We start from the raw sequence: 22,979 nt of genomic DNA on the forward strand, positions 1-22,979 counted from the left end.
AATATAAAGCGCATATATAGACGAAACCGCCTGTAAATTATTTTACTTTCAAAAAGCTAGTACTGAAAATCATTACTACCTTTTCAAGTAAACATTAAAAATTACGTTACTCAATTCCATGCATCATTCTTTTCAGCATCGGGTTTAATAACAACATAATTAAAGCTGCTGAGATTGGAATTATAGTAAATATTAAAAAGAAGGTTGTTAAACCGTATTCTTCAGAAATTGGGTCGATATAACTTCCCGTAAAACCACCTAATAGATTTGCAAAGAAATTAGCTGTAAACCAAATTCCAAACATTAAACTAACAAATTTCACAGGCGCTAATTTACTTACATAAGATAACCCAACTGGAGACACACATAGCTCTCCCATAGTATGTAAGAAATAGGCAACTACCAAAAACATTAAACTAACAGAAGCTGTTTTAGCACCATCTGGTATTCCCGCTGCTCCATAAGCTAAAACTCCAAATCCAAAACCTACTAGAAGCAAGCCAATAGCAAATTTAACCGGGCCTGAAGGATTTAATTTACTTTCCCAAATTTTAGAAAATAAAGGCGCAAATAATATAATAAACAATGAATTTAAAACTGAAAACCATGATGCCGGAACTTCTGTTGCATCTGATTGAAACTCTCTATTTAACATCCAAATAACAATTCCCCAAATAATTACAAAACTCAAGCCTAATAACACATTGGCAAACGCGTAATTCTGAAATGTTTGCTTAAATAACATCACTAAAACCCAAGTAATAACCAACATTGGAACCACTGTGATTATGGTGTTTACTATTTTGAAAGTTAGTGCTGCACTACCAACTAACGCTCGATCTGTATAATCTGCTGCAAAAACGGTCATAGATCCTCCCGCTTGCTCAAATGCCCACCAGAAAAATATTACAAATATTGAAAACACACCAATAACAATCATTCTATCTCTGACAACTCCAGAACTTTCTGCTTCTTCGATAACTTCTTCTATATCTTCTCCAATTTTTTCAACACTATCCTCAATTACATCGTCAAAATCTTGTGTTTGTTTTGGCGACAATCCAATTCTTCCAAATATTTTTTGAGTAAAATAGAATTGTAACATCCCTAAAAACATAAAAATACCAGCTAATCCAAAACCATAATGCCATCCAATATTTTCCCCAATATATCCACATAACAAAATACCTAAAAAGGCTCCTGCATTAATACCCATATAAAAAATGGTATAACCTGAATCTTTTTCTTTACCATGATTTTTATAAAGTTGTCCAACCATAGACGAAATGTTTGGTTTAAAAAATCCATTTCCTATAATTAATAAGGATAACCCAATATAAAAGAAAATAGATGTCAATCCCTCTAGTGCCATGGAACCGTGACCAAGAGTCATAATTAATGCACCAAGTACCACAGCGTTTCGGTATCCCATAAATTTATCTGCAATAAAACCACCAATAATAGGTGTTAGGTAAACCAATCCTGTATACCAACCGTATAAAACTAATGCGTCTGCTCTAGACCAATCCCAACCACCATCAATAAGTGTAGACACTAAAAATAGTACAAGTAATGCTCTCATACCATAGAAGGAAAAACGCTCCCACATTTCAGTAAAAAACAACACAAATAATCCTGCAGGATGTCCTAACACTGTTTTTTGATTCTCAGCAGAGCCTCCAAATTTAAATTCCATAATAATTTATATTAGTTAGTATTAATTAGTTTAACTTTTGATTAAAAAAAATCTATGGCAAAATTTTATCACCCAACGTTTGGTCAATAAAATTTGTCATTTTTTTATATAAATGTAAGCGGGTGTTGCCTCCGTAGATACCGTGATTTTTATCAGGATAAATCATGCACTCAAATTGTTTATCCGCTTGGATTAATGCTTCTACCATCCGCATAGTGTTTTGAACATGTACATTATCATCACCCGTTCCGTGAATTAATAAAAAATCGCCTTTCAATTTATCCACGTGGTTTATGGGTGAGTTTTCATCATAACCACTTGGGTTTTCTTGCGGTGTTGTCATATAACGTTCTGTATAAATAGAATCGTAAAAACGCCAGCTTGTTACAGGTGCTACAGCAATAGCCATTTTAAAAACATCATTCCCTTTAAATAACGCATTACTACTCATAAATCCACCATAACTCCAACCCCATATACCAATTCGAGACGCATCGATATACGATTCTGCACCTAACTTTTTAGCGGCATCTATCTGATCTTCTACTTCGTATTTCCCGAGTTCTTTTTGAGTTACTTTCTTAAATTCAGCCCCTTTGTATCCGGTGCCGCGTCCATCTACACAAGCAATGATATAGCCTTTTTGAGCTAAATACTGATACCAATAGTCATTAGCGTTATTCCAAGAATTAGAAACACTTTGAGAACCTGGACCCGAATATTGAAACATAAATAAGGGGTAGGATTTGCTTGCGTCAAAATTAGCAGGCTTAATCATCCACATATTCAAATCATTGCCGTTAATAGCAATTGTTGAAAATTCTTTTTTAGACATTTGGTATTCCTTCAACTTATTTTGAAGCGCTGTATTGTCTTTAATTAATTTAATTTGCTTACCATTCTTGGCGTTATTTAATGTGTAAACTGGTGCTGTAGTGGCACTTGAAAAGGTTTTTATAAAATATGAAAAATCAGCACTAAAGGCCGCACTATTTGTTCCATCATTTGCCGATAACCGGGTTTTATCACGACCATTTAATTTAATAGAATAAACATCGCGATTAATGGAACCATTTTCAGTTGACTGATAGAAAATAGTTTTATTCTTGGCATCAAAACCATAATAACTAGTGACTTCCCAATTCCCTTTAGTAATTTGGTTGATTAGTTTCCCAGTTTCATCATAATGATAAATGTGGTTGTAGCCATCTTTTTCACTGGTCCAAATAAAACTATCATCCTCTAAAAAGGTTAAGTTATCCGTTACATCCACATAGGCATTATCACGATCTTCCAACACTAAATTAGTTGTATTTGCTTTTGCGTTTACAAACCATAAATCCAATTCATCTTGATGTCTGTTCATATATTGCGCACTTAAAACATCAGGATTATTGGTCCATGCTATTCGAGGAATATAAAAATCGGTATACGTTTTATTAACCTTTACTTCTTCTGTTTGTGAAGCCTTTAAATCATGAATATGCAATGATACTTTAGCATTTGCTTCACCAGCTTTTGGATACTTAAACACGTTTTGAGTTTGATACAAATCCTGTCCGTACACATCCATAGAAAATTCTGGCACATCCGTTTCATCAAAACGAATAAAAGCTATTTTATCGCTTCCTGCATTCCACTCAAAAGCTCGCACAAAGCCAAATTCTTCTTCATAAACCCAATCCGTGATTCCGTTTATAATTTTATTTTTTTCACCATCAAAAGTAATTTGTTGGGTATTTCCTGTTTTTAAATCTTTAACAAACAGATTATTATTGTAACCATAAGCTAATTTGGTTCCATCAGGAGAAAACGTTGGTTCTTGAATTTTTTCTTCAGCTACTAATTCTAATTGTTTTGTTTTGGTATCATATATAAAATATTTCCCAAGGGTTGAACGTCTAAAAATAGATTCAACGTCTGTAGCTAAGAGTATTTGACTTTCATCGTCACTAAAGGTGTAATCTGTAAAATATTTTATCGCTTCTAAATTAGCAGAATTTACTAATGTTTTTTCCTTGTTTAAGGTTTTATAATCATAAACATCAATGGTTGTAGAACCCGAAGTACGGTCAAAATTCAACACAGAATATTGCTGACCATTATTCATGGAGTGTAAAGCGTCCATGCGCTCGGTTCTAAAGGTACCAGACCAGATGTCTTCAAGTGAAATTTTATTATTTTGAGCCGTAGAAAATAGGCTCGTTATAAAGCAAACTAACAGAAGTTGTTTTGTAAATCTCATTAAAAATAATGTTATAGATAAATTAATGCCAAGTTTACTAAAAAATAAGCAAAAAACCGTATTTATTAACAGTTAAATAGCCTTGACATGCAGAACTCACACAATAATAGTATCTTTACGTTTTGAAAAAAATCTAAATGAATACACCCATATCAGGCTTTTCTAAATTCTCAAAATCCGAAAAAATCAATTGGATAGTTGACACTTATTTTACGAATTCAGAAGCTGCCAAAAAAACGCTAAAACAATATTGGAATTCAGACGAAAAGCTACAACAGCTTCACGATGAATTTATTGAAAACACCATTACCAATTATTATTTACCATTAGGCGTGGCACCAAACTTCCTTATTAACGGAAAATTACACACCATTCCTATGGCTATTGAGGAAAGTTCAGTAGTTGCAGCAGCAAGTAAAGCGGCTAAATTTTGGTTGGAGAGAGGTGGTTTTAAGGCAACCGTTTTATCAACTACTAAAATTGGTCAGGTACATTTTATGTTTCCTGGAAATCCAGAAACACTCCAATCATTTTTTGAACAGGTAAAATCTAAATTATTGGCAGATGCCAAATCCATTACTCAAAACATGGAAAAACGTGGTGGTGGTATTTTAGATATTGAACTCCGTAATAAAACATCCCATTTATCTGGCTATTACCAACTTCACGCTACGTTTGAAACCTTGGATGCCATGGGAGCAAATTTCATAAATTCCTGTTTGGAGCAATTTGCAACAACTTTTAAACGTGAAGCTTTGCTCTATCCCGGTTTTAACGACGCTGAAAAGCAAATTGAAATCGTCATGAGTATTCTCTCTAATTATGTTCCAAACTGTTTAGTGCGTGCGGAAGTATCTTGTCCTGTTTACAATTTATCAGATGATAAAAATATTGATTCAGAAGCCTTTGCACAAAAATTTATTCAAGCTGTTAAGATTGCCGAAATTGAACCGTATCGTGCGGTAACCCATAATAAAGGTATTATGAATGGTATTGATGCCGTTGTATTGGCAACTGGTAATGATTTTCGTGCTGTGGAAGCTGGTGTTCATGCCTATGCCTCGCGCGATGGGCAGTACCGAAGTTTAACACATGCTAAAATTGAAAATGGCATATTTACCTTTTGGATGGAAATCCCTTTAGCATTAGGAACCGTTGGTGGACTTACAGGTTTACATCCTTTGGTGAAATTTGCCATGGAATTATTACACAAACCTAACGCTCAAGAACTCATGCAAATAGTAGCTGTGGCTGGATTAGCACAGAATTTTGCCGCACTGCGGTCTTTAACAACAACAGGGATCCAGGAAGGACATATGAAAATGCATTTAATGAATATCTTAAATCAGTTTGATGCGACTCCAGATGAGAAAACACAGATAATCCATCATTTTAAAAACCATGTGGTAACCCATAGCGCGGTAGTAGAAGCTATTGAGAATATACGAAAATAAGCGAAATTGAAATTGTCCTAAAAAAGATAAATCACAAAGCATGACAGGTTTTTATAGCAATGGTAAATTATTATTAACTGGCGAATACGTGGTTTTAGATGGTGCGCTTTCACTTGCTTTACCTACTAAATACGGGCAATCGTTATTTGTAAAACCTATTAAAACACATAGTATTCTATGGAAAAGTAAAGATGAAAAAGGAAGGATTTGGTTTGAAGACAGCTTTACTATTTCTGAAAACCGCATCAATAGTAACAACCGAAATAATCCTATTTCAGAGCGATTAATTCAGATTCTTCAAGAAACAAGAACTCTAAATCCAAAATTTTTAAATTCAGGTTATATTGTTGAAAGCCATTTAACATTCTCAAGAAATTGGGGGCTTGGCTCTTCTTCTACCTTACTGAATAACATAGCCAATTGGGCCCAAGTAAATCCATATCAACTATTGGATAAAACCTTTGGAGGCAGTGGTTATGATATAGCTTGTGCACAGCATGACACAGCCATAACCTATCAATTACAGAATAAAAACAGGGACGTAAACCCCGTTCAGTTTAATCCAACATTTAAGGAACATTTGTATTTTGTATATTTAAACCAAAAGCAAAACAGTCGGGATGGTATAGCTAATTACAGGCAAGCAGCTAAAAGCAATTCAAATGCTATTTTAGAAATAAATACGATTACCAATCAGATGATTGTTTGTGAAACCATTTCAGAATTCAATCTACTATTGAATACTCATGAAGAAATTATTTCTAAACTAATTCAACAACCAACCGTTAAAGCACGGTTGTTTTCAGACTTTCCTGGCGCATTAAAAAGCCTTGGTGCTTGGGGTGGCGATTTTATTTTGGTGTCTTCTACTGAAAATCCTGAACCCTATTTTAAGGCGAAAGGCTTTCAGACAATTATTAAGTATCAAGATTTGATTTTATAATTAAATCAGTATTCACAAAGCGTTTTACATTCAAATTTATTTTTTAAAGGACTATAGGTAACTGAAACCTGTGCAGTTTGATGATTAACATGAATATGATGCTTCTAAAATATCACAACGAGATTCTATATAAAAACAAAAAAGGCTTTACAATGTGTAAAGCCTTTTCGTTTTATAAAAATACAGCTAAATTATTGTACCGTTTTAGCTCTATTATCTTCAATTTCAGAAGCCTCCTTAAGCGCAGGGTATAATTTAGAATTTACTGAATTAACTTTAGATACTTGCACTTGATTGGCAAGTCCTTGGTAATTATCTAATTCTGCAGCTGGCGTTAGTTTTTCAACGCGAACCATATACATCCCTTTTTCACCTTCAATTAATTTAGACGTTTCACCCTCTTTCATTCCAAAAGCATAACCAACAACTTTTGGCTCATTTCCTGCTCCTGAAATAGTTGGTGTTTTCATATTAATTGCTAATGCCGAACGTACTGATGTGTTTTCAGCTTTTGCTAAATCTTCTAATGTTGTTGCAGAAACTCTACTTCTAATTTGCTCTGCTTTCTTTTGCTTGCGAATTGCTGGTAAGGCTGTAACTGAAGCGTCTTCAGATTTCATTAAACCTGCTTTATTTTTAGCTACTAACTGAACAATTGCATAACCACCTGGCACATTGAAACGCTTGTAATCTCCTACTTCCGTAGCTTCCTCAAAAGCCCAACGTGTAATAGCGCGTTGATTTCCTAAACCTGGAATAGTTTCATCCAATACTTTAATCGTATTTACTGGACGCACAACATAATCCTTTTCTTTAGCCAAATCTGTAAAATCACCTTTTTCTAAACTAATTTCAAAGTTAGAGGCATTTCTAAATACATTATTAACTGTTTGTTCTGATGGCTCAATTTTTCTAGCAATTGTTCCAATTTTAACAGCGCGTTGTTTGTTTTTCTGACCTAAAATTTCAATTACATGAAAACCGAAATCCGATTTTACAACACCTACTGTACCTTCTTCGTTCTCAAACGTGAAATCTCTAAATTCAGGAACCATAGCATTGTAAGTAAACCAATCTAAAACTCCTTCTTTTTCATTACTTACTGTATCAGCAGAAAAATCTAACAATGATACAAACTTATCCTTATCTGCTTTTATAACCGCCATTAAACTATCAGCTGTTCTTTTAGCTTCAACTTCTGTTTGTGTAGTTGTTTCAGTTTGCGAACGAGATCCTACAAAAGGAATTAAAATATGTCTAGCTTTAACCGAATCCGGCAATTGGGTTACGGCTATCATTTTAGTTAATTTAACTAAACCATTATCTTTATAAGGCCCGTAAACATCACCAACGTTTAAATTGAAAATATCTTCTGCAACGGCTTCAGGCAAAGCTGATTTTAAAATAAAACGATTATCAAACTTCACTTCAGAATTTGCAATAAAGTTGATGTAGTTCTCATTGTTTTTAACTTTTGAGAATGCTTGAATTGTATCTGTTCTCCCATTTACAAATTCAGCACGATCTGTTTTGTACTTGGAAATTTCATTTTCTAATTCCTGAATATCTTCTACAGATGCCTCTTCTTTAAATTGAACATACTGTAAATCTCTAGATTCTTCTACTTCGTATTGTTTTCTATGATTTTTCATGTACGTTTCAATTTCTGCTTTAGAAACTGTAATTGTACTATCTGCTATTGAAGAAAAAGGAACTTGAACAAATTTAATATCGGCATTATCTCCTTCTAATTTGTGTTGTAATTTACCTTCAGCAAGCGTTCCAATCATACCAGCTTTAACCATGTTAAAGTAGTTTTGTTGCAATGCATTTACAGAAATAGAATTTTCATAGTCAATCCATTGTTGATATGCTGCGGCAGACGTTGCTTTTAAATTAGCAATATATTCTGTTAGTTTATTATCATCAAAAAGTCCAGCTTCATTTTGAAAATCTGGATTTGAGGCCAAATTAGTGCGTAAAATATCACGCATTTGATCTCTTTCAACAGTTATTCCTAATTTTTCAAATTGGTTTTCCAGTACAGCATTACGAACTTCTTGTTCCCAAACACGGTTCATTATTTGCGTTTGTGTAGCTTGACCACCCATTTGTTGAGTTGCACTTTCTACTTTCATTAAAAAATCCTCACGTGTAATATCTTTACCATTTATGGTAGCAACAATGTTTTGAGATTTTGCTGAAAGCGCATCACTGTTTCTGAATAAATCTGATAATACGAATGAAAATAATGCTAATGCAATTATTAATATCAGGAATAGTGAGCGTTGTCTAATTTTATTTAAAACTGCCATCTGTCATTTAAATTTTTTACGATATAGTGCGCGAAAATACCATTTTCTATTTAATAATAAAAGGAGAATTTCGCATTAATTATTTTAATTGTCGGGAAATTAGTCTTCTTCAAGAATTTTAAGTTTGACTAAATCGATTTTTGTGTTAGAAACTTCTAAAATAGTAAACTGAAAGTCTTCCATTATAACCACTTCATCTTTCTCTGGAATACCTTCGGTAAAATCTACAATTAAACCTCCTAAAGTCTCGTAGTTCTCACTATCTGGCAGATTAATTTTATAGGTTTCATTCAGGTAATCCACCTCAAATCTTGCCGAAAAAATATAGTTTTCGTCATCAATTTTCTCTTCTGTTAATACAACGGTATCGTGTTCGTCTTCAATTTCTCCAAAGAGTTCTTCAACAATGTCTTCAACGGTCATAATTCCAGAGGTACCACCATATTCATCTAAAACAACAGCAATACTCTTACGTTTTTTAATTAAAACACTTAAAACATCTTTAATCAACATGGTTTCTGGCACAAATTCAACAGGCCTTATTATGGATTTAAGTGTTTTTGGTTTTTTAAATAGTTCAAAAGAATGGGCATATCCTATTATTTCATCAATGTTCCCTTTATAAACTAGTATTTTTGTAATTCCTGTATCGGTAAATTTCCCGTTAATAGTTTTCAGTGATTCAGTAACATCAACCGCAATAATCTCTGTTCTAGGCACCATGACTTCGCGTGCTTTTACTTCCGAAAACTCCAAAGCATTTTGAAATATTTGAATCTCGGTATCCACATCATCATGCGGTTCTGCCGATTCCATTTGCTCACTAATATAATGACCGAGTTCTATTTTGGTAAATGCCAGTTGCACTTGATCGCCTTCAGTTTTAAAGAATTTTTTAAGAACAAAATCGGTTATCCAAATAATAAAATCGCTTATCCATGAAAATAGCACATAAAATATATAAGCTGGTATTGCCAATAATTTAAGCAAGGAATTGGCATAAATTTGGAAAAATACTTTCGGCAAAAATTCTGCTGTAATTAATATAATAAGGGTTGAAATAACCGTTTGGGTTAGCAGACTAAAATCTACCAATAAGTAATTTAAAATAGCGGAATTGGAATTAGACAGTGCTAGCATATCTTGAAACCATGCCACCAACAAATCACCCATAAAAAACCCGTAAACTACCAAAGCAATATTATTACCAATAAGCATGGTAGCAATAAACTTGGAAGGTTTTACCGTTAATTTAGATAATATTTTAGCCAGTAATCCACTTTGCTTTTTTTCAATTTCAATGTGAATTTTATTAGAAGACACATAGGCAATTTCCATACCTGAAAAGAAGGCAGAAAGGATTAAGGATGCAATTATAATAATGACATCTGGATTCATAGGCTATTTGCGGTCTCTTTCTTCAAAGCGTTTATTGAATTTTTTTCTAAAGAAAAACATAAAAATAGCGGCAGCGGCTAATAGAATGGATGCATAATCTATGTACTCATTTTCCATATATTTTTGCGCAGCTACATAAATAAATAGAATAGCAAAAATTAAATAGGCGTACTGAAAAAATTTAAAGATTTTCATCTTGATAGGTTTGAATTGTTTATTAAAAACAAAGGTAAATAAAAAAACCTCATGCGTTTATAATTCATGAGGTTTCCGTTATATATTTAATAATGTGCTATTCGTCTACATTAATTAGACCATCAATTTCAAGCACTTGGGCTTTTGTGAACTTTACATCCGAATCAAACCCCTTACCATTTATAATGTCTGATCCAGTTCTAAATGTTACGGGTTGATTTGTAAACATCCACTCTCTATTCTGATCATAGTACAATTGGTCAGCATATAATGTGTCGTTTTTATGAGACGCCAATACCACGTTCCCTTGCATATCAATCAGCCCCGTTTTATCATAAACAATGGCGTAATCTGCTGTAATGGTACTTTTCTGATTATTTTCGTCAAACAAATCCAATTCAACCGCATCTGGAAATTCTGAAAAGGGAAAATCTCTATTAGAAAAGTCTAACATTTTAGGACTGCGTAAAAGGGCCGTTACACGACCGGAATCTGTATATTTTAAATTCATATTTTCGGCAATACCAATGGGTGCATTTTCCGAAATACCAATTTTTTTAACGTCCTCAAAATTATTTTTACAAGAAAAAACCATAGTCAAAGCAATGGCTAAGACTATGGTTTTATGTATATGTTTTATTAAAACAGTCATTAAATTTTTGGTACGGTAATCGTTCTACCAATCCAGCAACCTACATTAATTTGTTTTCCTGACATATTCTCTTGGAAAATCTCTGATTTTTGTGGGGCTTTAGCTCTATAACTAGTTGCTGTTTGTGCAGCTGCACTTTTTAATGTTGGATCTACGCGACCAGCTTTTTCAGCTTCGTCAGCAGCTAACCAAAACACAGCACGCTTGTTAAAGTTACTATCTCCACAATCGTTAGCACTTGCATTATACATAGATGCAATACGTAAGTGAGGACGACCATTTGAAGGGTTTAACCTTAAAGACTTCATATAGTACTCACGAGCACTTCCATAACGCCCTTTATTTTTAAGTTTGTCACCAATTCTTTCATTAAGTCTCGCTTTTTTGAAATTATCGGTTTCTAAACCTACAGCTTGCTCATAAAACGCTAAAGCTTCATTTACTTTTCCTTCTTTATCTTTTAAGATCCCTAAATAGTAAGCTGAATTAGCCGAAGGGCTTATTTCATGATATGCGTTTACTAACTTAAAGAACATTGGATCGTCTGTACATTCTTTTTCAGACATTTTTCCTGCTGCACGTTGTAACCACAGTGCGTTAGCTTTATTATCTTCAAAGCCTTTTTCGTATAGTGGAATTAAGTTTTCACAGTTTGCACGATCTCCTAATTTCTTATCAACAGCACTTGATACTTGATCATAAGCTTTTAAATAACTTTCGTAAGATCTTTGGTAACTAGATTCTTTTCTAGTTAAAGCTGTTCCCGCTTCTTCTTTTTCAATGATAACATTTAATTTCTCTGAATAATTACCAACTTCTGTTTGAATTTTTTCAGCAACATCATCATATTTATCAAATAATTCCGCAGCAGTTTTAGACTGCGCATCATATAAATCTACCATTAAAGAAAAATACGTGTATAATGATTTAGGGTTTGTAAAATTTTCTTTATCCGCATTAAAAGCGGCATCAAAACAATTATATAGTTCTAAATCTGACAAACCTAAAACGTCTCGGTTATCATATTGTAACTGACAAGATTTTGTTTGAAACTCACCAACTGGCGAATCACTTGCAAAGTTAGCTTGGCGTTCTTCGTATAGTTTAGATAAATCTTTGATAAAGTTTACCTTTTCTGCGCCTGAAGCTTTATCAATTTTATGTTCTAAAATGTCAGCTCCTTGACTATAAATGGCTTTGTGCAATTTTGGACAATTAGTACGGACATACATCCAAGGCTCATAAGCAGCATCATAATTTTTTGCTTTTGCATACTCAGAAAATATGGATAGTTTCGTCATACATTCCTCGTTCTGTTGCGCATGGGCAACTTGAAATCCTAAAAATAGCACTACTGCTAATAATGTGATTTTCGTTTTCATAATATTCATGGTAAAAGTGTTAATCATATCTTCTTTTTTGGAACCATCTATCGTTTAAGGATAAACTTAAACTAACATTAAAATAGTTCTCTTGTATTAAATTATTATTTGTTGTTCCACGCTTTCCGTATTCAAAGCCAATGTTAGCATTTGAGAAGAAATCGTTTCCTACAGGTAATCCTAATCCAAAAGACATGCCAAACTCATCAATGGAGGTGTTATTAATGTTCAACCCAGACGATTCAAAGCGCAATCCAGCCCTGTAAACCACTCGACTTAAGTAACTTGAAAAAGAATTATACTTTGGAATAATAAATCCACCTAATGCTAAAGTTGAACTGTTTGAATAGTCAACTCCTGTATATCCATACAGTTCATTTTTAAAATTTTTAGTGTTTTGGAACGTATATTCAGCACCAACAAACCAAATTCTTGGTTGTCCAATACCGGCTCCAAAAGATATTTTTGAAGGTAAAACAAACTCCGTTTCCTCTAAACCTTGTGCGGCTAAATCAGCATCTATAGTATCAACAGGGAATTCAATATTGGTGTCGGGATTGAAGAGAATAGTACCAAAAGACCGTTCGTTACGTGATTTTAATCTGGTTTCTGGTGTAAACGTGAAACCGGATTGTAGTTCTAGATCATCAGTAACCATAGCTTTATAGGTCAGTCCAAAGTTAAGACTAATACCACTTAAATCTGATCGGTTTGTTTCTTGCGATTGATATTGTAGAATGGTACCATCATCTGGATCATAATCAAAAACAATCGTGCTATTTTTAATATTTCCGAAGTTATAATTAACATCTACACCAACACTAAAGTTTTTATTTATGTAGTAACCAGCGGATAAATAGGTTCTGTTTACCCCACCTTCACCACGAAAGCGTTCGTTTAAACTTAAATCGTTATTTCTAGTTTCTAATTTATAACCAACCGATGTATATGGAATTAAACCAAAACCAACACCAAGTCTACCAAGTGGAATACTCATAGATAGGTAATCGAAAGTTGATGATTTTAAGTTATCTTCTCCAGAATCACTTTTAAGCTTTAATCGGGAATGTGATCCTGCTACCGAAAATATTACAGGTCTATTTTCGTTACCGTAAACAGCTAAATTTTTACTTCCGTAAGCTGCTGGGTTTTTTAGGTTAAGGTGAATACTATCTGTATAGATGCTTATGCCTCCCATACTCCTGTTTTCAACGGTACCTTTAAATTTCAAGCTCCCAATTCCATAAAAGGAATAAGGTGAAGCTGTACCATCTTGCGCATAACTTTTAATTGCAAATACAGCAATAAAAACTAATACCAGTTTTTTAATCATTCGTTTGAATTATATTGTAAAATGTGGTTTAAACCTTCTAATAAGAAATTAGAATGGGCAAATATGCTACTTTTTAATTGTTTAGACAAAAAATTAGCGTCTCCTCCTGTTAAAATAACTGTTAAATCTGAAAATTTTTCTTTATAAGTTTGAATCACACCATCAATTTCAAATAAAACGCCATGAACAACACCAGAATGAATGGCTGAATTTGTGGTATTACCAATTATCATTTTCGGATTCTCTTTAATTAATAACGGTAAATTGGCTGTTAAATTATTTAAAGATGTGTAACGCAATCTAATCCCTGGGGAAATGGCACCTCCTAGGTACTGATTTTGATTCGTAATAAAATCATAAGTAATACAGGTACCTGCATCCATTATTAATGTATTTTGATATGGGTATTTTTTAACTGCAGCACTAACCAATGCCATCCTGTCCACCCCTAATGTTTGTGGTGTTTTATAATCATTTATAAATGGCAACGGTGTTTCTGGGTTTAAAACTAAAACATGAAGTCGTTTTTTAATAGTTTCTAATTGCAAATTAGACAACAATCCAACCGAAGACACGATGGACTTATTGATTTCAGGATATTTTTTTAGAAGGTTTTCAAAATTATTTTCAAACGCCTCTAATGAGCACGTTATTTTTTCAATAAGCTCATCCGCTTGAAATACAGCTATTTTCACGGATGTATTGCCAACATCTATTATTAAATTCATAGGATAATTTAAGGATGTAAAAATACAAAACGATTTTTTATAAATTTTCTTTTGGTGAATAATAAAAACAAGTTATATTTGCAACCGCATTTAGCGCTGGTGCCTTAGCTCAGTTGGTAGAGCAAAGGACTGAAAATCCTTGTGTCCCTGGTTCGATTCCTGGAGGCACCACCAGAAAACCCCATAAACGTGATGTTTATGGGGTTTTTACTTTTTTAAGGGGACAACATTAGGGACAACTTACTTGATAAAAACGTTATTTTTTTTCATTTTGATTTTATTTAAAAATCAACATTAAACGTGTAAACCTCTCCAACGTTAGTTGCTCCATCTTCGTCTGTTACCCAAACAGACCATTGGTATGTTGTGTTAAAATTTAAGCCGTTTGCAGTATAGGTATTTATAGCGTAACCTTCATCTACTAACTGTAACTCTTGACCAAGCTCCGAGAAATACACTTTATATGTTAAGTTGACACTACTGGTTTCATTATCAAACGCTTGCCATTGCAATAAAATTGATTGACTAGAAGTGGACATGCCATCTTCTGGAAAGATATAATCCAACTGTGGCATGGTATTACTAGTGCCATTTCCTTGGGTATAAAGGCTTCTTGCTTCGCTAAAACTACTGTTTGTACCATTGGTTGCTTCCACTTTCCAATAAATAGCTGTGCTTTGAGTTAGTTGAATATTATATTCGGTATTAGAAGTGGTATAAATATCTACACCATTACTAAAATCTGGAGTTGTAGAAATATATAATTTGTACGTTATTGAATTTCCATTTTGAGTTGTAGATTCATTCCAGTAAAAGGTTAAATCGTTGTTTGAACATTCAGTTTCATCTAATGGAAAAATGAGCTGTGGGATTGTAGGAGCTAATCCATCTTCTAGATAAAAAGACCATGTTTGACTAAATGGACTAATATTAAAATTACTGTCTTTAGATTTTACTCTCCAATAATACACCTGATTTGGATATAGATATATTGTATTATAAGTAACACTGGAATATAATTGTGAACTTATACTATTAAAGCTTGAGTCGTAAGCTACTTCTATGTAATAACTTACTACATCATTGTCAGGGTCATAAGATGGATTCCATTCAAAATATATTTCTTCATCTGCAACTTGTGTAGTTAAAGTTGAACCATTTCCAGGTGTAACAAGGGTTGGCGCATTTGGTGTAATGTTATTGTTAGTATCATTACCGTTCTCTCCAGTGTCTTCGTCGCTACAAGAACAAAACAGAATTAAAATAATTAGGGCCCATATGTTTTTCATTCTTTAATAATTTTAAAGGTTTTATCTCCAAGTGTAGGGAGATTAGCAATATATACTCCTGTTGGTAAATGTTGAATTGAAATTTCAATCTTTTGATTGTTTATAACAGGATCAAATGCTCCAACAAGTCTTCCGTTTATATCATAAAGTTGTAAGGTAATTTCTGTACCATCTTTTATGGCTGGGATTGAAAAGAAAACTTTATCACTTGATGGGTTAGGATGTAATGCAATAGCATCTATAACACTTAAAGTTTCAATGTGTTTTCCTTCACAAGCTTTTGCTGTTGAAACCTCAACAATATCTCCATGATGAGCCTCAAACGTAAATTCATTTTCGCTGGTAGTGCCAATAACGTCATCATTAAGTTTTATGGTAAATGGTGGTGTTCCTGTAGTCATTTCTAAAGTAAATCTGTTACCATCATTAGCCATTCTACTGGTTGCTTCTAACGGTTCTGGTTCATCAAGGTTAAGAATAAATGTTTTTTTATAGTTGTCTTCAGGAATTCCATCTAAAGTTATATAAATAAAATATTCACCTCCTTCTAAATAATCTATGTTTAACTCCCAGCCATTGTTACTGCTCAATACATGACTTTCATTAAAACTATTATCTGGACTATCAATTTCTATGTTATACGTGTTTTTTCTATCTACTTCTATATGTATAATACCATCACTAGAGTTAATACAAGTTAAGCCAATGGTTGAAACATCATAATTGTTTTGTGGTAATTCTACATCTATGCTTTTACCAAGACGATTCCCTAAATTATCGTATTGATATTCATAGACGATGCCATTGTAAAAAACAACCTTTACCAAACGGTTGAGGTTGTCGTATTTGTAACTGCGTTCTTCTTCGTGCCAATCTTGGGCGAATAGTGTGATTGGGATAAGAAAAAGTATGTGTGTTAATTTCTTCATAAAACATCAATTTATTCTTTATACAATTCTTGTCTTAATTTAAATGAATTCATTTGGTGCAGGTGATATTCATAAGCAGAATTACCAATGAATACTCCTAAAGAAGTAGCAGCATTACCCACTAATGACAAATTAGATTTGTATATGTGAGAATTATATCCATACCTTAAACCATAATAATGATCTTTTGCTGTTGAAGTGAACAAATAAGCTTGTGGAGCAGAAAAACCTACTGCTACTGAACCAGCAGCTAAAAAAGCATCAAGAGAAATAGATTCTCTTTTTTGATAACCATTTAAGCTTTCATCTCCTAAAGTAATTAGTGAAGAAACACCAAAGCCAAAAACACCAAAGCCAACCTTTACATTTTTACTTGCTCCTGCATATTTTAATATAACATCTGTCTTTAAATTTATCAATCCTATTATATTTTCTCCATTTTTACCATTACGATCAATATTACTAATAGGATTATTACTAGAGTATGGGTACAAATTTGCACTCCAAATAGGGTCTTGGGTTAAGAAACGTCCCAATTTAGCATCGTAATAACGTGCTTTTATATAATATAACCCATCATAGGTGGTTACGTCATTTACTATACCATGTTTTCCTAAATAGCCATAGCTGCCAAATGCTTCTGCGTTAGGATTGTTAGGTGTTACTACATTTCCAAAATCATCGTATTTGTTAAAGTGATTAGCTATAACTTCACCATTAGTATCACTTCTAAAGATGATGCTACCACGCAAATCTCCATGATAGAAACTAATAATATTTCCTGTGGTTGGTGAAACCATGCATTCTAATCCTGTAGCACCATAGATATAATAAAATTGTGTGGAACTATTAGGATCGTATTCTTTAATAACATTGTTATTAATAATGTCCCAAATATATCTTCTGGTTTCTGAAACGTTAGTTCCCTGTATAATGTCTTTTTCTATTCGATTGCCATAGGCATCATATTTTAACTGGAAATTGATGTTTGATTCTCCATTGTTTCCTAAAACATTAGTCAATTGGTCATCAATATTATATTGATAATTAATATCTCCTTTTTGAGTTGTATTACCATCATCGCTTACAGAAACGGATTCATTTCCAGCTTGTGTAATATGGTTCGTGGCATTATAAGCATAAGCTTCTGCCTGTAAATCAAAGTCTTGATCTTCTTGGTTTTCAATTGTTTCTAAATAAGTACTATTGTCGGATGTAATATTCCCCTTATTATCAAGTGCTATTTCTTGTTTGAATAATGTATCAAGTCCACCCTGTGAATTATGACGTAAATGTTCAATTCCAGTTAATCTTCCAGCATCATCGTACACATAGTATGCTTCTATAACTTGCTCGTTGATGTAGTAAATTCTTTGTATTCTATCATCAGCAAAATAAGTATATTGAACAACTGTTTGGAGTGAACCATCAGATTTTAGGTTTTGAATAGACACAAGTCTGTTTTTTGCATCATAACCATATTGAACATAAAACCCAAAAGGACTATCTGGATAATGCATACGAATAATGTTACCAACATTGTCATAAGAGTAAAATACTGTTTGATTAGGTTGATTATTAATTTCAACTTGAGAAAGTCTGTTTAATTCATCATAGATAAAATTATAACGTATATCATCTGAAGCAATGCTCTCTACCAAACCTTCTTTTTCAGCATAATCATCATTGTAATAATCTACATTAGTGATAGTACCTGCGTTGTTTAATTTACCATCACTAGTGTAATTATAATTAATTTCTTGACCACTAGGTTTAATATATGTATCAAGTGTACCATCATCGTTATATTCATATTGTTTAACTAATGAGCCAAAAGCTTCACTTGTTACCTGGTCTTCATTATTGTAATCAAATGAGGTGTTTACACCATTAGCATTGGTTATAGTAATGAGATTATCATTTTGGTCATAATTAAAGGTGGTTGTTAAGCCTCCAATATTGGTTTGACTTGTTAAATTATCATTTGGGTCGTAAGAAAAAGACGAGGTTTGCCCATTTATAGTTTGTGAGAGTAACCTGTTAATGCCATCGTAACCAAATGAGGATGTTAGGTTTTCGGGTGCATTAATTGTTGAAACTGCTCCATCATTTTCATAGGTGTAATTAACAGTAATCCCCTCTTGATTTGTAATAGATGTTACTTGCCCAAATGAATCATAATTTAAGTAAATAGAGTTTCCAAGAGCATCTTGGATAGAGGTTAAATTGGAATTACCATCATAATTAAAGTAAGTGCTATGACCATTTTCATCTCGATACTGTGTAAGATTGTTATCATTATCATACCAAAAATCTTCATCTTCATTGTTTTCAACTTGGACAGAAGTTACATTGCCATTGTTGTCATAATTATAATTTATATCTAATCCATTAATATCAATATTTGATGGGAAGAGCGCATCTATATCTGTAGGGTCTGGATAGCTAATATTAATATTTTGATTGTCATTTTGGAATTGTGTAACCATGCCATTGACATCAAATTCATAATTATAATCTTGAGTGCCTCCAGAGTTTGGCATTGGAACGGTTAATAGAGCTGTCGAAGGAGTTGTTGAATTATCATAATTAAACGTTACATCTATAAGAACAGGTTCATTATTGTTAAGGGCATATTGTATGAGCTTTCCATTTTCATCTTCATCATATTCAGCTTCAATAATATTACCTCTAGGTAACCGAACTTTTTTTAATAGAAATCGCCTGTATTGATGTTCGTCAGGAGCATCCTCATCGTTAGACACATAAAAGTACTTGGTTTCTTGACCTTTTGCATCATAAAATCTTTTAAGGCGACCTTCATTGTATGTAAATTGAATATCTCTCCCAATTGGGTCAACTACTTCTCTAATGCGATCAGAATTAAGGAAATAATCAAATTCAAGACGCTTTCCTGAAGGTGCTTCAACCCACTCAATGCGTTCAAAATCGTTATCTACTTCACTTGTTTCATAACCAATATTAATTTGATTACCATTACTATCTTCAATTCGATAGAGATAAAATATTTCTTCGCTATTATCCAAACGTTCAAAAAAATAATGCATTTGATTTTTAGTGGTAATTTCAATATTATCACCACTATCAAACTCACTTAACTCATCATAAACGCCCTTGGTAATATATTCGTTTTCGTTATCATTATAAATGTGAATGGTTCCATCAGCCCATTTTATATAGTAATAATCATCATTCCCAACAGCATCTTCAACTCTAGTAATATAAGAATTATAGGTATGTGTCCAACCTCTACCTAAAGGCTGTATTGGAAAATAACTTTGTGGTAGTTCTACGAGCTGTGTACTATAATAATGTGAGAAATTTAAGTTTAATTTTCTATCAGGAATAACAAAACTATTTTTTGCATAATGACTAAAAACCCCTTGTTCTAAACCTCGTAAAAAACCCAATGTTTCTGGTTGGTAATTATTTGGAGTAAAATAATTATCTTCATCTTGTAAAACAGAATTAGAAACAGGATTATAACTAGTATTTTGGATTCTTGAAATGATAGTTATTAATTCGGTAGATGTTATGCCATAATAACTATTAAAATTACTACCAAAAAGTCCATCTAATAAATCCAAATCTTCAGCTTCATTAATATAGCCATAATATTGATGATTTGAATCTACATCGTTATATGAAACCGAACCTGTGTAATCTGGCTGAATATCCCAAGCTTCCATTAGAGCAACTAAAGCTTCACCACGTCCAACAATACCATTAGTTAATAAGTATCCACCAGATGATAAATGCCCTAAAACAGTTATGCCATCTCCATAGTCTAGATAACTAACAAGACTAATCTTTTTTTGTAAAGTCAAAGATGCATCCACATCTAAAAATGCAGTTGGATAATTTGCCATGGGCTGGTAATTATCAGGGTTGTTGCCATCATATACTACTTCATATATAACACCTGCAAGGGCACCTCGTGTAACACAATTATTAGTGCATTGCGCAATAGAAAATATTGAAAATAAGCATAGGCATATTACTAAAAATATCTTTTTCATTATATAAATCTGATTAATAGCTTACAATAAATATAGTAAAAAAAGCTAAATAACTTTTAACTAACTAAAAGCATTCATTTTAAAAACACCATTTCTTTTTTACAATTAATTAACCAAAATCAAAAACTTAGTAATTATTCTTGAATCCAAAGAGACTATGTAGATAAACGAATTTCTCACTCATCGACCCTCATCTCTCTTATCAATTCATATTTGGATTATACTCTGTTCCTAAATCAACAACAGTTCCAAAAATCGAGTAATTATTCTACTTTGCAATTCTTATTCAAACAAACTCTTTCATAAGTAACCGATTCCTGATGCTTACTTTTTGATATGGTCTTCTTCAAGTGACGTCTATAATAAACATGGTCATTATTTTCCAAAAATTCTACTTCTGAAATCTTATGACTTTGAATCATCTGCTTCAAGTTTTCTTTTTCAATAAAACTATGATCACTCAAATAATCAGACATGGTTAATAATAAGTTCATCTCCCGCTCTATCGTTTCTTTTGCAAGCGAATATCCCTTTTTCATAGTTTCCTGAATTTCTAATTCCACAGCTTTAACATCATGAATGGCAAGGGCATCAGTTGCATCCAAATTATAATAAATTGGCAAAGCCCCAAGTCCTTCTGTTTTATACATTCTACTTAAAAATTTGGTAGCCGATTGAATATCACTACTGCTTCCTGTGGTTATATTTTCTTCTCCAAACACCAATTCTTCAGCAACAAATCCACCTAAATACATGGCAACGCGCTTCACAATCTCCTGCTTTGCAACATATTTCCAAGGAAACTTACTATATACAAATCCGTTGGCATCTGTTTCGGTGGTAACGGAGTATACATGATCAGGGATGACCTTTAGAAGCAAAGCTGAAATAAGCACATGTCCACTTTCATGAACAGCCGTAATAGCTTGCATATCATCTTTACTAGAAACTCGAATATCTTCAAGTGGCGTTTCTATATGTACGGCTTTTTCATGAACCTCGTCATTTTTATAACTATAAAAACAAATGAGCTGCTTGTCTGCAACAACAAAACGTAATCGATTCGCTTGTAGATTATGTATCAAGATCTCGGAAAAGTATACAGGTAAATTGGTTTTTATTAAATAATTAATAGTTGTTAATAAAGGTCTCACGCCTTGGGTGGGAAAAACACCTTCTTTATAAATTAGTTGTCTAACCGAGCCTTCAAATTCAAGTTCTAAATCCAAATCTTCAAGCGTTTGTTTCTTTACTTTCTCCAATTCATGTTGAATAATATTTTGATACGCTTTTTTGTTTAAAGCTGGATAGATTATATGAATGTTCCCCAGACGTGCAATTTGTTCATTTCTAAAGCGAGCCGTAAGTGCACGTTTTATTTGTGAAAGCGTAATTTTTAATGAGGACTCATAAAAAGTATCCGCATCAATATCCGCACTTAAATTAGCACTCATGTCATATGCCTCATCCAAATTACCAATAATAAAAATGAGGGCTTTTGAGAAGTTTTTAACTTGTGGCCTACTTGCTATACGTATAACATCTATCAAAAAGTCAACAGATTCTTCACCATTCAGAGTAAATAAATAAGCTTTAAGCTCACTTTCAAGAGTAAAATTATAATGTGCTCCAGCATATTCCATAATCTTGTCATAATAACAGGTATCTATAAAGTGTTTCTCTGCTTTGTTGCTGGGCACAGAAAACGCATCGTCTTCATTAAATTCAGCGTAATATTGCGTCCAACCCTTAACCACCAATCCGTTTTTAACAGTCACACCATTTTCAATAAAATATTTAAGTTTTTTTACATAATCACTCAACCTACTTAACCCATGATACCAATTAAAATAATCTATTTTACCCGAATCAATAAGCTCCCAGACTTTTCGATTGGCATCACTATCTACTTCTGTCCGCATAGGTCCTTTTAAAGTGCGACAATGCTGAAACTCATCTAACACAATTATTATGGGCTCGTTTTCATCTTTTTCACACACGTCATTAATATTATCTCTAAAAGAATTATTTCCGTTTTTATCGCCTAAATCAAATTTAAAAAGTCGGTCTTGGTAAGACAATAACTCGGCTAAACGTGTTATCAATGATGTCTTACCAACACCTGTCATACCCCAAAGATTAACAACTAATGGTCTGTTTTGATACGCATTTAGCACATACCAGGATCGTGTATTATTTATTAATTCATCAATTGCTTTATCAATACCAAAAAACTCGGATTTTAAAGTGGTTCTGGCAATTTCAAGCTGGGCCTGTTTGCTTAAAAATGATTCTTTCAATGCCAATAATTTCATGCTCATAACTATGGGTTTTTAAGATTAAAACACAAAACAACAAAAGCACATCGCCAAACCATGTC

At 33.0% G+C, this 22,979-nt stretch carries 15 protein-coding genes and 1 tRNA gene; 3 read left to right on the forward strand and 13 right to left on the reverse strand.

Annotated features, from left to right (window positions below; genetic code table 11):
* Positions 1-106: 106 nt before the first annotated feature.
* Both ACFPH8_RS00180 and ACFPH8_RS00185 read right to left on the reverse strand, forming a co-directional pair.
* The gene (locus ACFPH8_RS00180; RefSeq protein WP_248395873.1) at positions 107-1,696 is read right to left on the reverse strand and encodes a peptide MFS transporter; all 1,590 of its coding nucleotides are present in this window, start codon (positions 1,694-1,696) and stop codon (positions 107-109) included.
* A 52-nt stretch (positions 1,697-1,748) separates the two neighbouring features.
* Positions 1,749-3,941 carry a S9 family peptidase gene (locus ACFPH8_RS00185; protein ID WP_376857904.1) on the reverse strand — a complete coding sequence of 731 codons (2,193 nt, stop codon included), beginning with the start codon at positions 3,939-3,941 and terminating at the stop codon, positions 1,749-1,751.
* A gap of 137 nt (positions 3,942-4,078) precedes the next feature.
* Here ACFPH8_RS00185 and ACFPH8_RS00190 point away from each other — a divergent pair, with 137 nt between their 5' ends.
* Together ACFPH8_RS00190 and ACFPH8_RS00195 are read left to right on the forward strand one after the other, a co-directional pair.
* Entirely contained in the window at positions 4,079-5,395 is a 1,317-nt protein-coding gene (locus ACFPH8_RS00190; protein WP_376857906.1) for a hydroxymethylglutaryl-CoA reductase, degradative, read from the forward strand.
* 40 nt (positions 5,396-5,435) lie between these two features.
* Entirely contained in the window at positions 5,436-6,338 is a 903-nt protein-coding gene (locus ACFPH8_RS00195; protein ID WP_376857907.1) for a GYDIA family GHMP kinase, read from the forward strand.
* A gap of 191 nt (positions 6,339-6,529) precedes the next feature.
* Here the strand turns inward: ACFPH8_RS00195 and ACFPH8_RS00200 are convergent, their stop codons facing one another.
* The 7 genes from ACFPH8_RS00200 to ACFPH8_RS00230 all read right to left on the reverse strand — a co-directional run bounded on the left by ACFPH8_RS00200 (position 6,530) and on the right by ACFPH8_RS00230 (position 14,341).
* Positions 6,530-8,653: a peptidylprolyl isomerase gene (locus ACFPH8_RS00200; RefSeq protein ID WP_376857909.1), complete on the reverse strand. Its 2,124-nt coding sequence runs from the start codon at positions 8,651-8,653 to the stop codon at positions 6,530-6,532.
* A 99-nt stretch (positions 8,654-8,752) separates the two neighbouring features.
* Positions 8,753-10,051, reverse strand: coding sequence for a hemolysin family protein (locus ACFPH8_RS00205; RefSeq protein WP_248395886.1), 1,299 nt, complete (start codon positions 10,049-10,051; stop codon positions 8,753-8,755).
* 3 nt (positions 10,052-10,054) lie between these two features.
* Positions 10,055-10,246, reverse strand: a complete 192-nt coding sequence (locus tag ACFPH8_RS00210) for a hypothetical protein (protein ID WP_248395889.1) — start codon at positions 10,244-10,246, stop codon at positions 10,055-10,057.
* Between the two features lie 97 nt (positions 10,247-10,343).
* The gene (gene lptC / locus ACFPH8_RS00215) at positions 10,344-10,898 is read right to left on the reverse strand and encodes an LPS export ABC transporter periplasmic protein LptC (protein WP_376857910.1); all 555 of its coding nucleotides are present in this window, start codon (positions 10,896-10,898) and stop codon (positions 10,344-10,346) included.
* A complete protein-coding gene (locus ACFPH8_RS00220) occupies positions 10,898-12,307 on the reverse strand; it encodes a tetratricopeptide repeat protein (RefSeq protein WP_376857911.1) in 1,410 nt (469 codons plus the stop codon). The genes lptC and ACFPH8_RS00220 overlap by 1 nt, the downstream gene beginning before the upstream one ends.
* Complete coding sequence (locus tag ACFPH8_RS00225) at positions 12,300-13,613, reverse strand: hypothetical protein (RefSeq protein WP_248395892.1); 1,314 nt, start codon at positions 13,611-13,613, stop codon at positions 12,300-12,302. The genes ACFPH8_RS00220 and ACFPH8_RS00225 overlap by 8 nt, the downstream gene beginning before the upstream one ends.
* A complete protein-coding gene (locus tag ACFPH8_RS00230) occupies positions 13,610-14,341 on the reverse strand; it encodes a type III pantothenate kinase (protein WP_376857914.1) in 732 nt (243 codons plus the stop codon). Before ACFPH8_RS00230 ends, ACFPH8_RS00225 begins: the two co-directional genes overlap by 4 nt.
* A 98-nt stretch (positions 14,342-14,439) precedes the next feature.
* Between ACFPH8_RS00230 and ACFPH8_RS00235 the strand changes: the two genes are divergently transcribed.
* Positions 14,440-14,515: transfer RNA gene (locus ACFPH8_RS00235), tRNA-Phe, on the forward strand.
* A gap of 107 nt (positions 14,516-14,622) precedes the next feature.
* On the opposite strand, the gene ACFPH8_RS00240 is transcribed toward ACFPH8_RS00235, so the two are convergent.
* From ACFPH8_RS00240 to ACFPH8_RS00255, 4 genes are all read right to left on the reverse strand, one after another.
* Positions 14,623-15,630, reverse strand: coding sequence for a phage tail protein (locus ACFPH8_RS00240; RefSeq protein WP_376857915.1), 1,008 nt, complete (start codon positions 15,628-15,630; stop codon positions 14,623-14,625).
* Positions 15,627-16,559: a T9SS type A sorting domain-containing protein gene (locus tag ACFPH8_RS00245; protein WP_376857916.1), complete on the reverse strand. Its 933-nt coding sequence runs from the start codon at positions 16,557-16,559 to the stop codon at positions 15,627-15,629. Before ACFPH8_RS00245 ends, ACFPH8_RS00240 begins: the two co-directional genes overlap by 4 nt.
* A gap of 11 nt (positions 16,560-16,570) precedes the next feature.
* Positions 16,571-20,599: an RHS repeat-associated core domain-containing protein gene (locus tag ACFPH8_RS00250; RefSeq protein WP_376857918.1), complete on the reverse strand. Its 4,029-nt coding sequence runs from the start codon at positions 20,597-20,599 to the stop codon at positions 16,571-16,573.
* Positions 20,600-20,862: 263 nt separating this feature from the next.
* Positions 20,863-22,920 carry an AAA family ATPase gene (locus ACFPH8_RS00255; RefSeq protein WP_376857919.1) on the reverse strand — a complete coding sequence of 686 codons (2,058 nt, stop codon included), beginning with the start codon at positions 22,918-22,920 and terminating at the stop codon, positions 20,863-20,865.
* Between the last annotated feature and the right edge of the window lie 59 nt (positions 22,921-22,979).

Origin of the sequence: Bizionia hallyeonensis (assembly GCF_042657385.1) — a bacterium.
GTDB classification, from domain to species: domain Bacteria; phylum Bacteroidota; class Bacteroidia; order Flavobacteriales; family Flavobacteriaceae; genus Algorimicrobium; species Algorimicrobium hallyeonense.

Coding starts and splice junctions, on each gene's coding strand:
- ACFPH8_RS00190 (WP_376857906.1), top strand. CDS start 4,079: ATGAATACACCCATATCAGGCTTTTCTAAATTCTCAAAATCCGAAAAA.
- ACFPH8_RS00230 (WP_376857914.1), bottom strand. CDS start 14,341: ATGAATTTAATAATAGATGTTGGCAATACATCCGTGAAAATAGCTGTA.
- ACFPH8_RS00255 (WP_376857919.1), bottom strand. CDS start 22,920: ATGAGCATGAAATTATTGGCATTGAAAGAATCATTTTTAAGCAAACAG.
- ACFPH8_RS00205 (WP_248395886.1), bottom strand. CDS start 10,051: ATGAATCCAGATGTCATTATTATAATTGCATCCTTAATCCTTTCTGCC.
- ACFPH8_RS00225 (WP_248395892.1), bottom strand. CDS start 13,613: ATGATTAAAAAACTGGTATTAGTTTTTATTGCTGTATTTGCAATTAAA.
- ACFPH8_RS00220 (WP_376857911.1), bottom strand. CDS start 12,307: ATGATTAACACTTTTACCATGAATATTATGAAAACGAAAATCACATTA.
- ACFPH8_RS00185 (WP_376857904.1), bottom strand. CDS start 3,941: ATGAGATTTACAAAACAACTTCTGTTAGTTTGCTTTATAACGAGCCTA.
- ACFPH8_RS00200 (WP_376857909.1), bottom strand. CDS start 8,653: ATGGCAGTTTTAAATAAAATTAGACAACGCTCACTATTCCTGATATTA.
- ACFPH8_RS00195 (WP_376857907.1), top strand. CDS start 5,436: ATGACAGGTTTTTATAGCAATGGTAAATTATTATTAACTGGCGAATAC.
- ACFPH8_RS00240 (WP_376857915.1), bottom strand. CDS start 15,630: ATGAAAAACATATGGGCCCTAATTATTTTAATTCTGTTTTGTTCTTGT.
- ACFPH8_RS00245 (WP_376857916.1), bottom strand. CDS start 16,559: ATGAAGAAATTAACACACATACTTTTTCTTATCCCAATCACACTATTC.
- ACFPH8_RS00180 (WP_248395873.1), bottom strand. CDS start 1,696: ATGGAATTTAAATTTGGAGGCTCTGCTGAGAATCAAAAAACAGTGTTA.
- ACFPH8_RS00250 (WP_376857918.1), bottom strand. CDS start 20,599: ATGAAAAAGATATTTTTAGTAATATGCCTATGCTTATTTTCAATATTT.
- ACFPH8_RS00210 (WP_248395889.1), bottom strand. CDS start 10,246: ATGAAAATCTTTAAATTTTTTCAGTACGCCTATTTAATTTTTGCTATT.
- lptC (WP_376857910.1), bottom strand. CDS start 10,898: ATGACTGTTTTAATAAAACATATACATAAAACCATAGTCTTAGCCATT.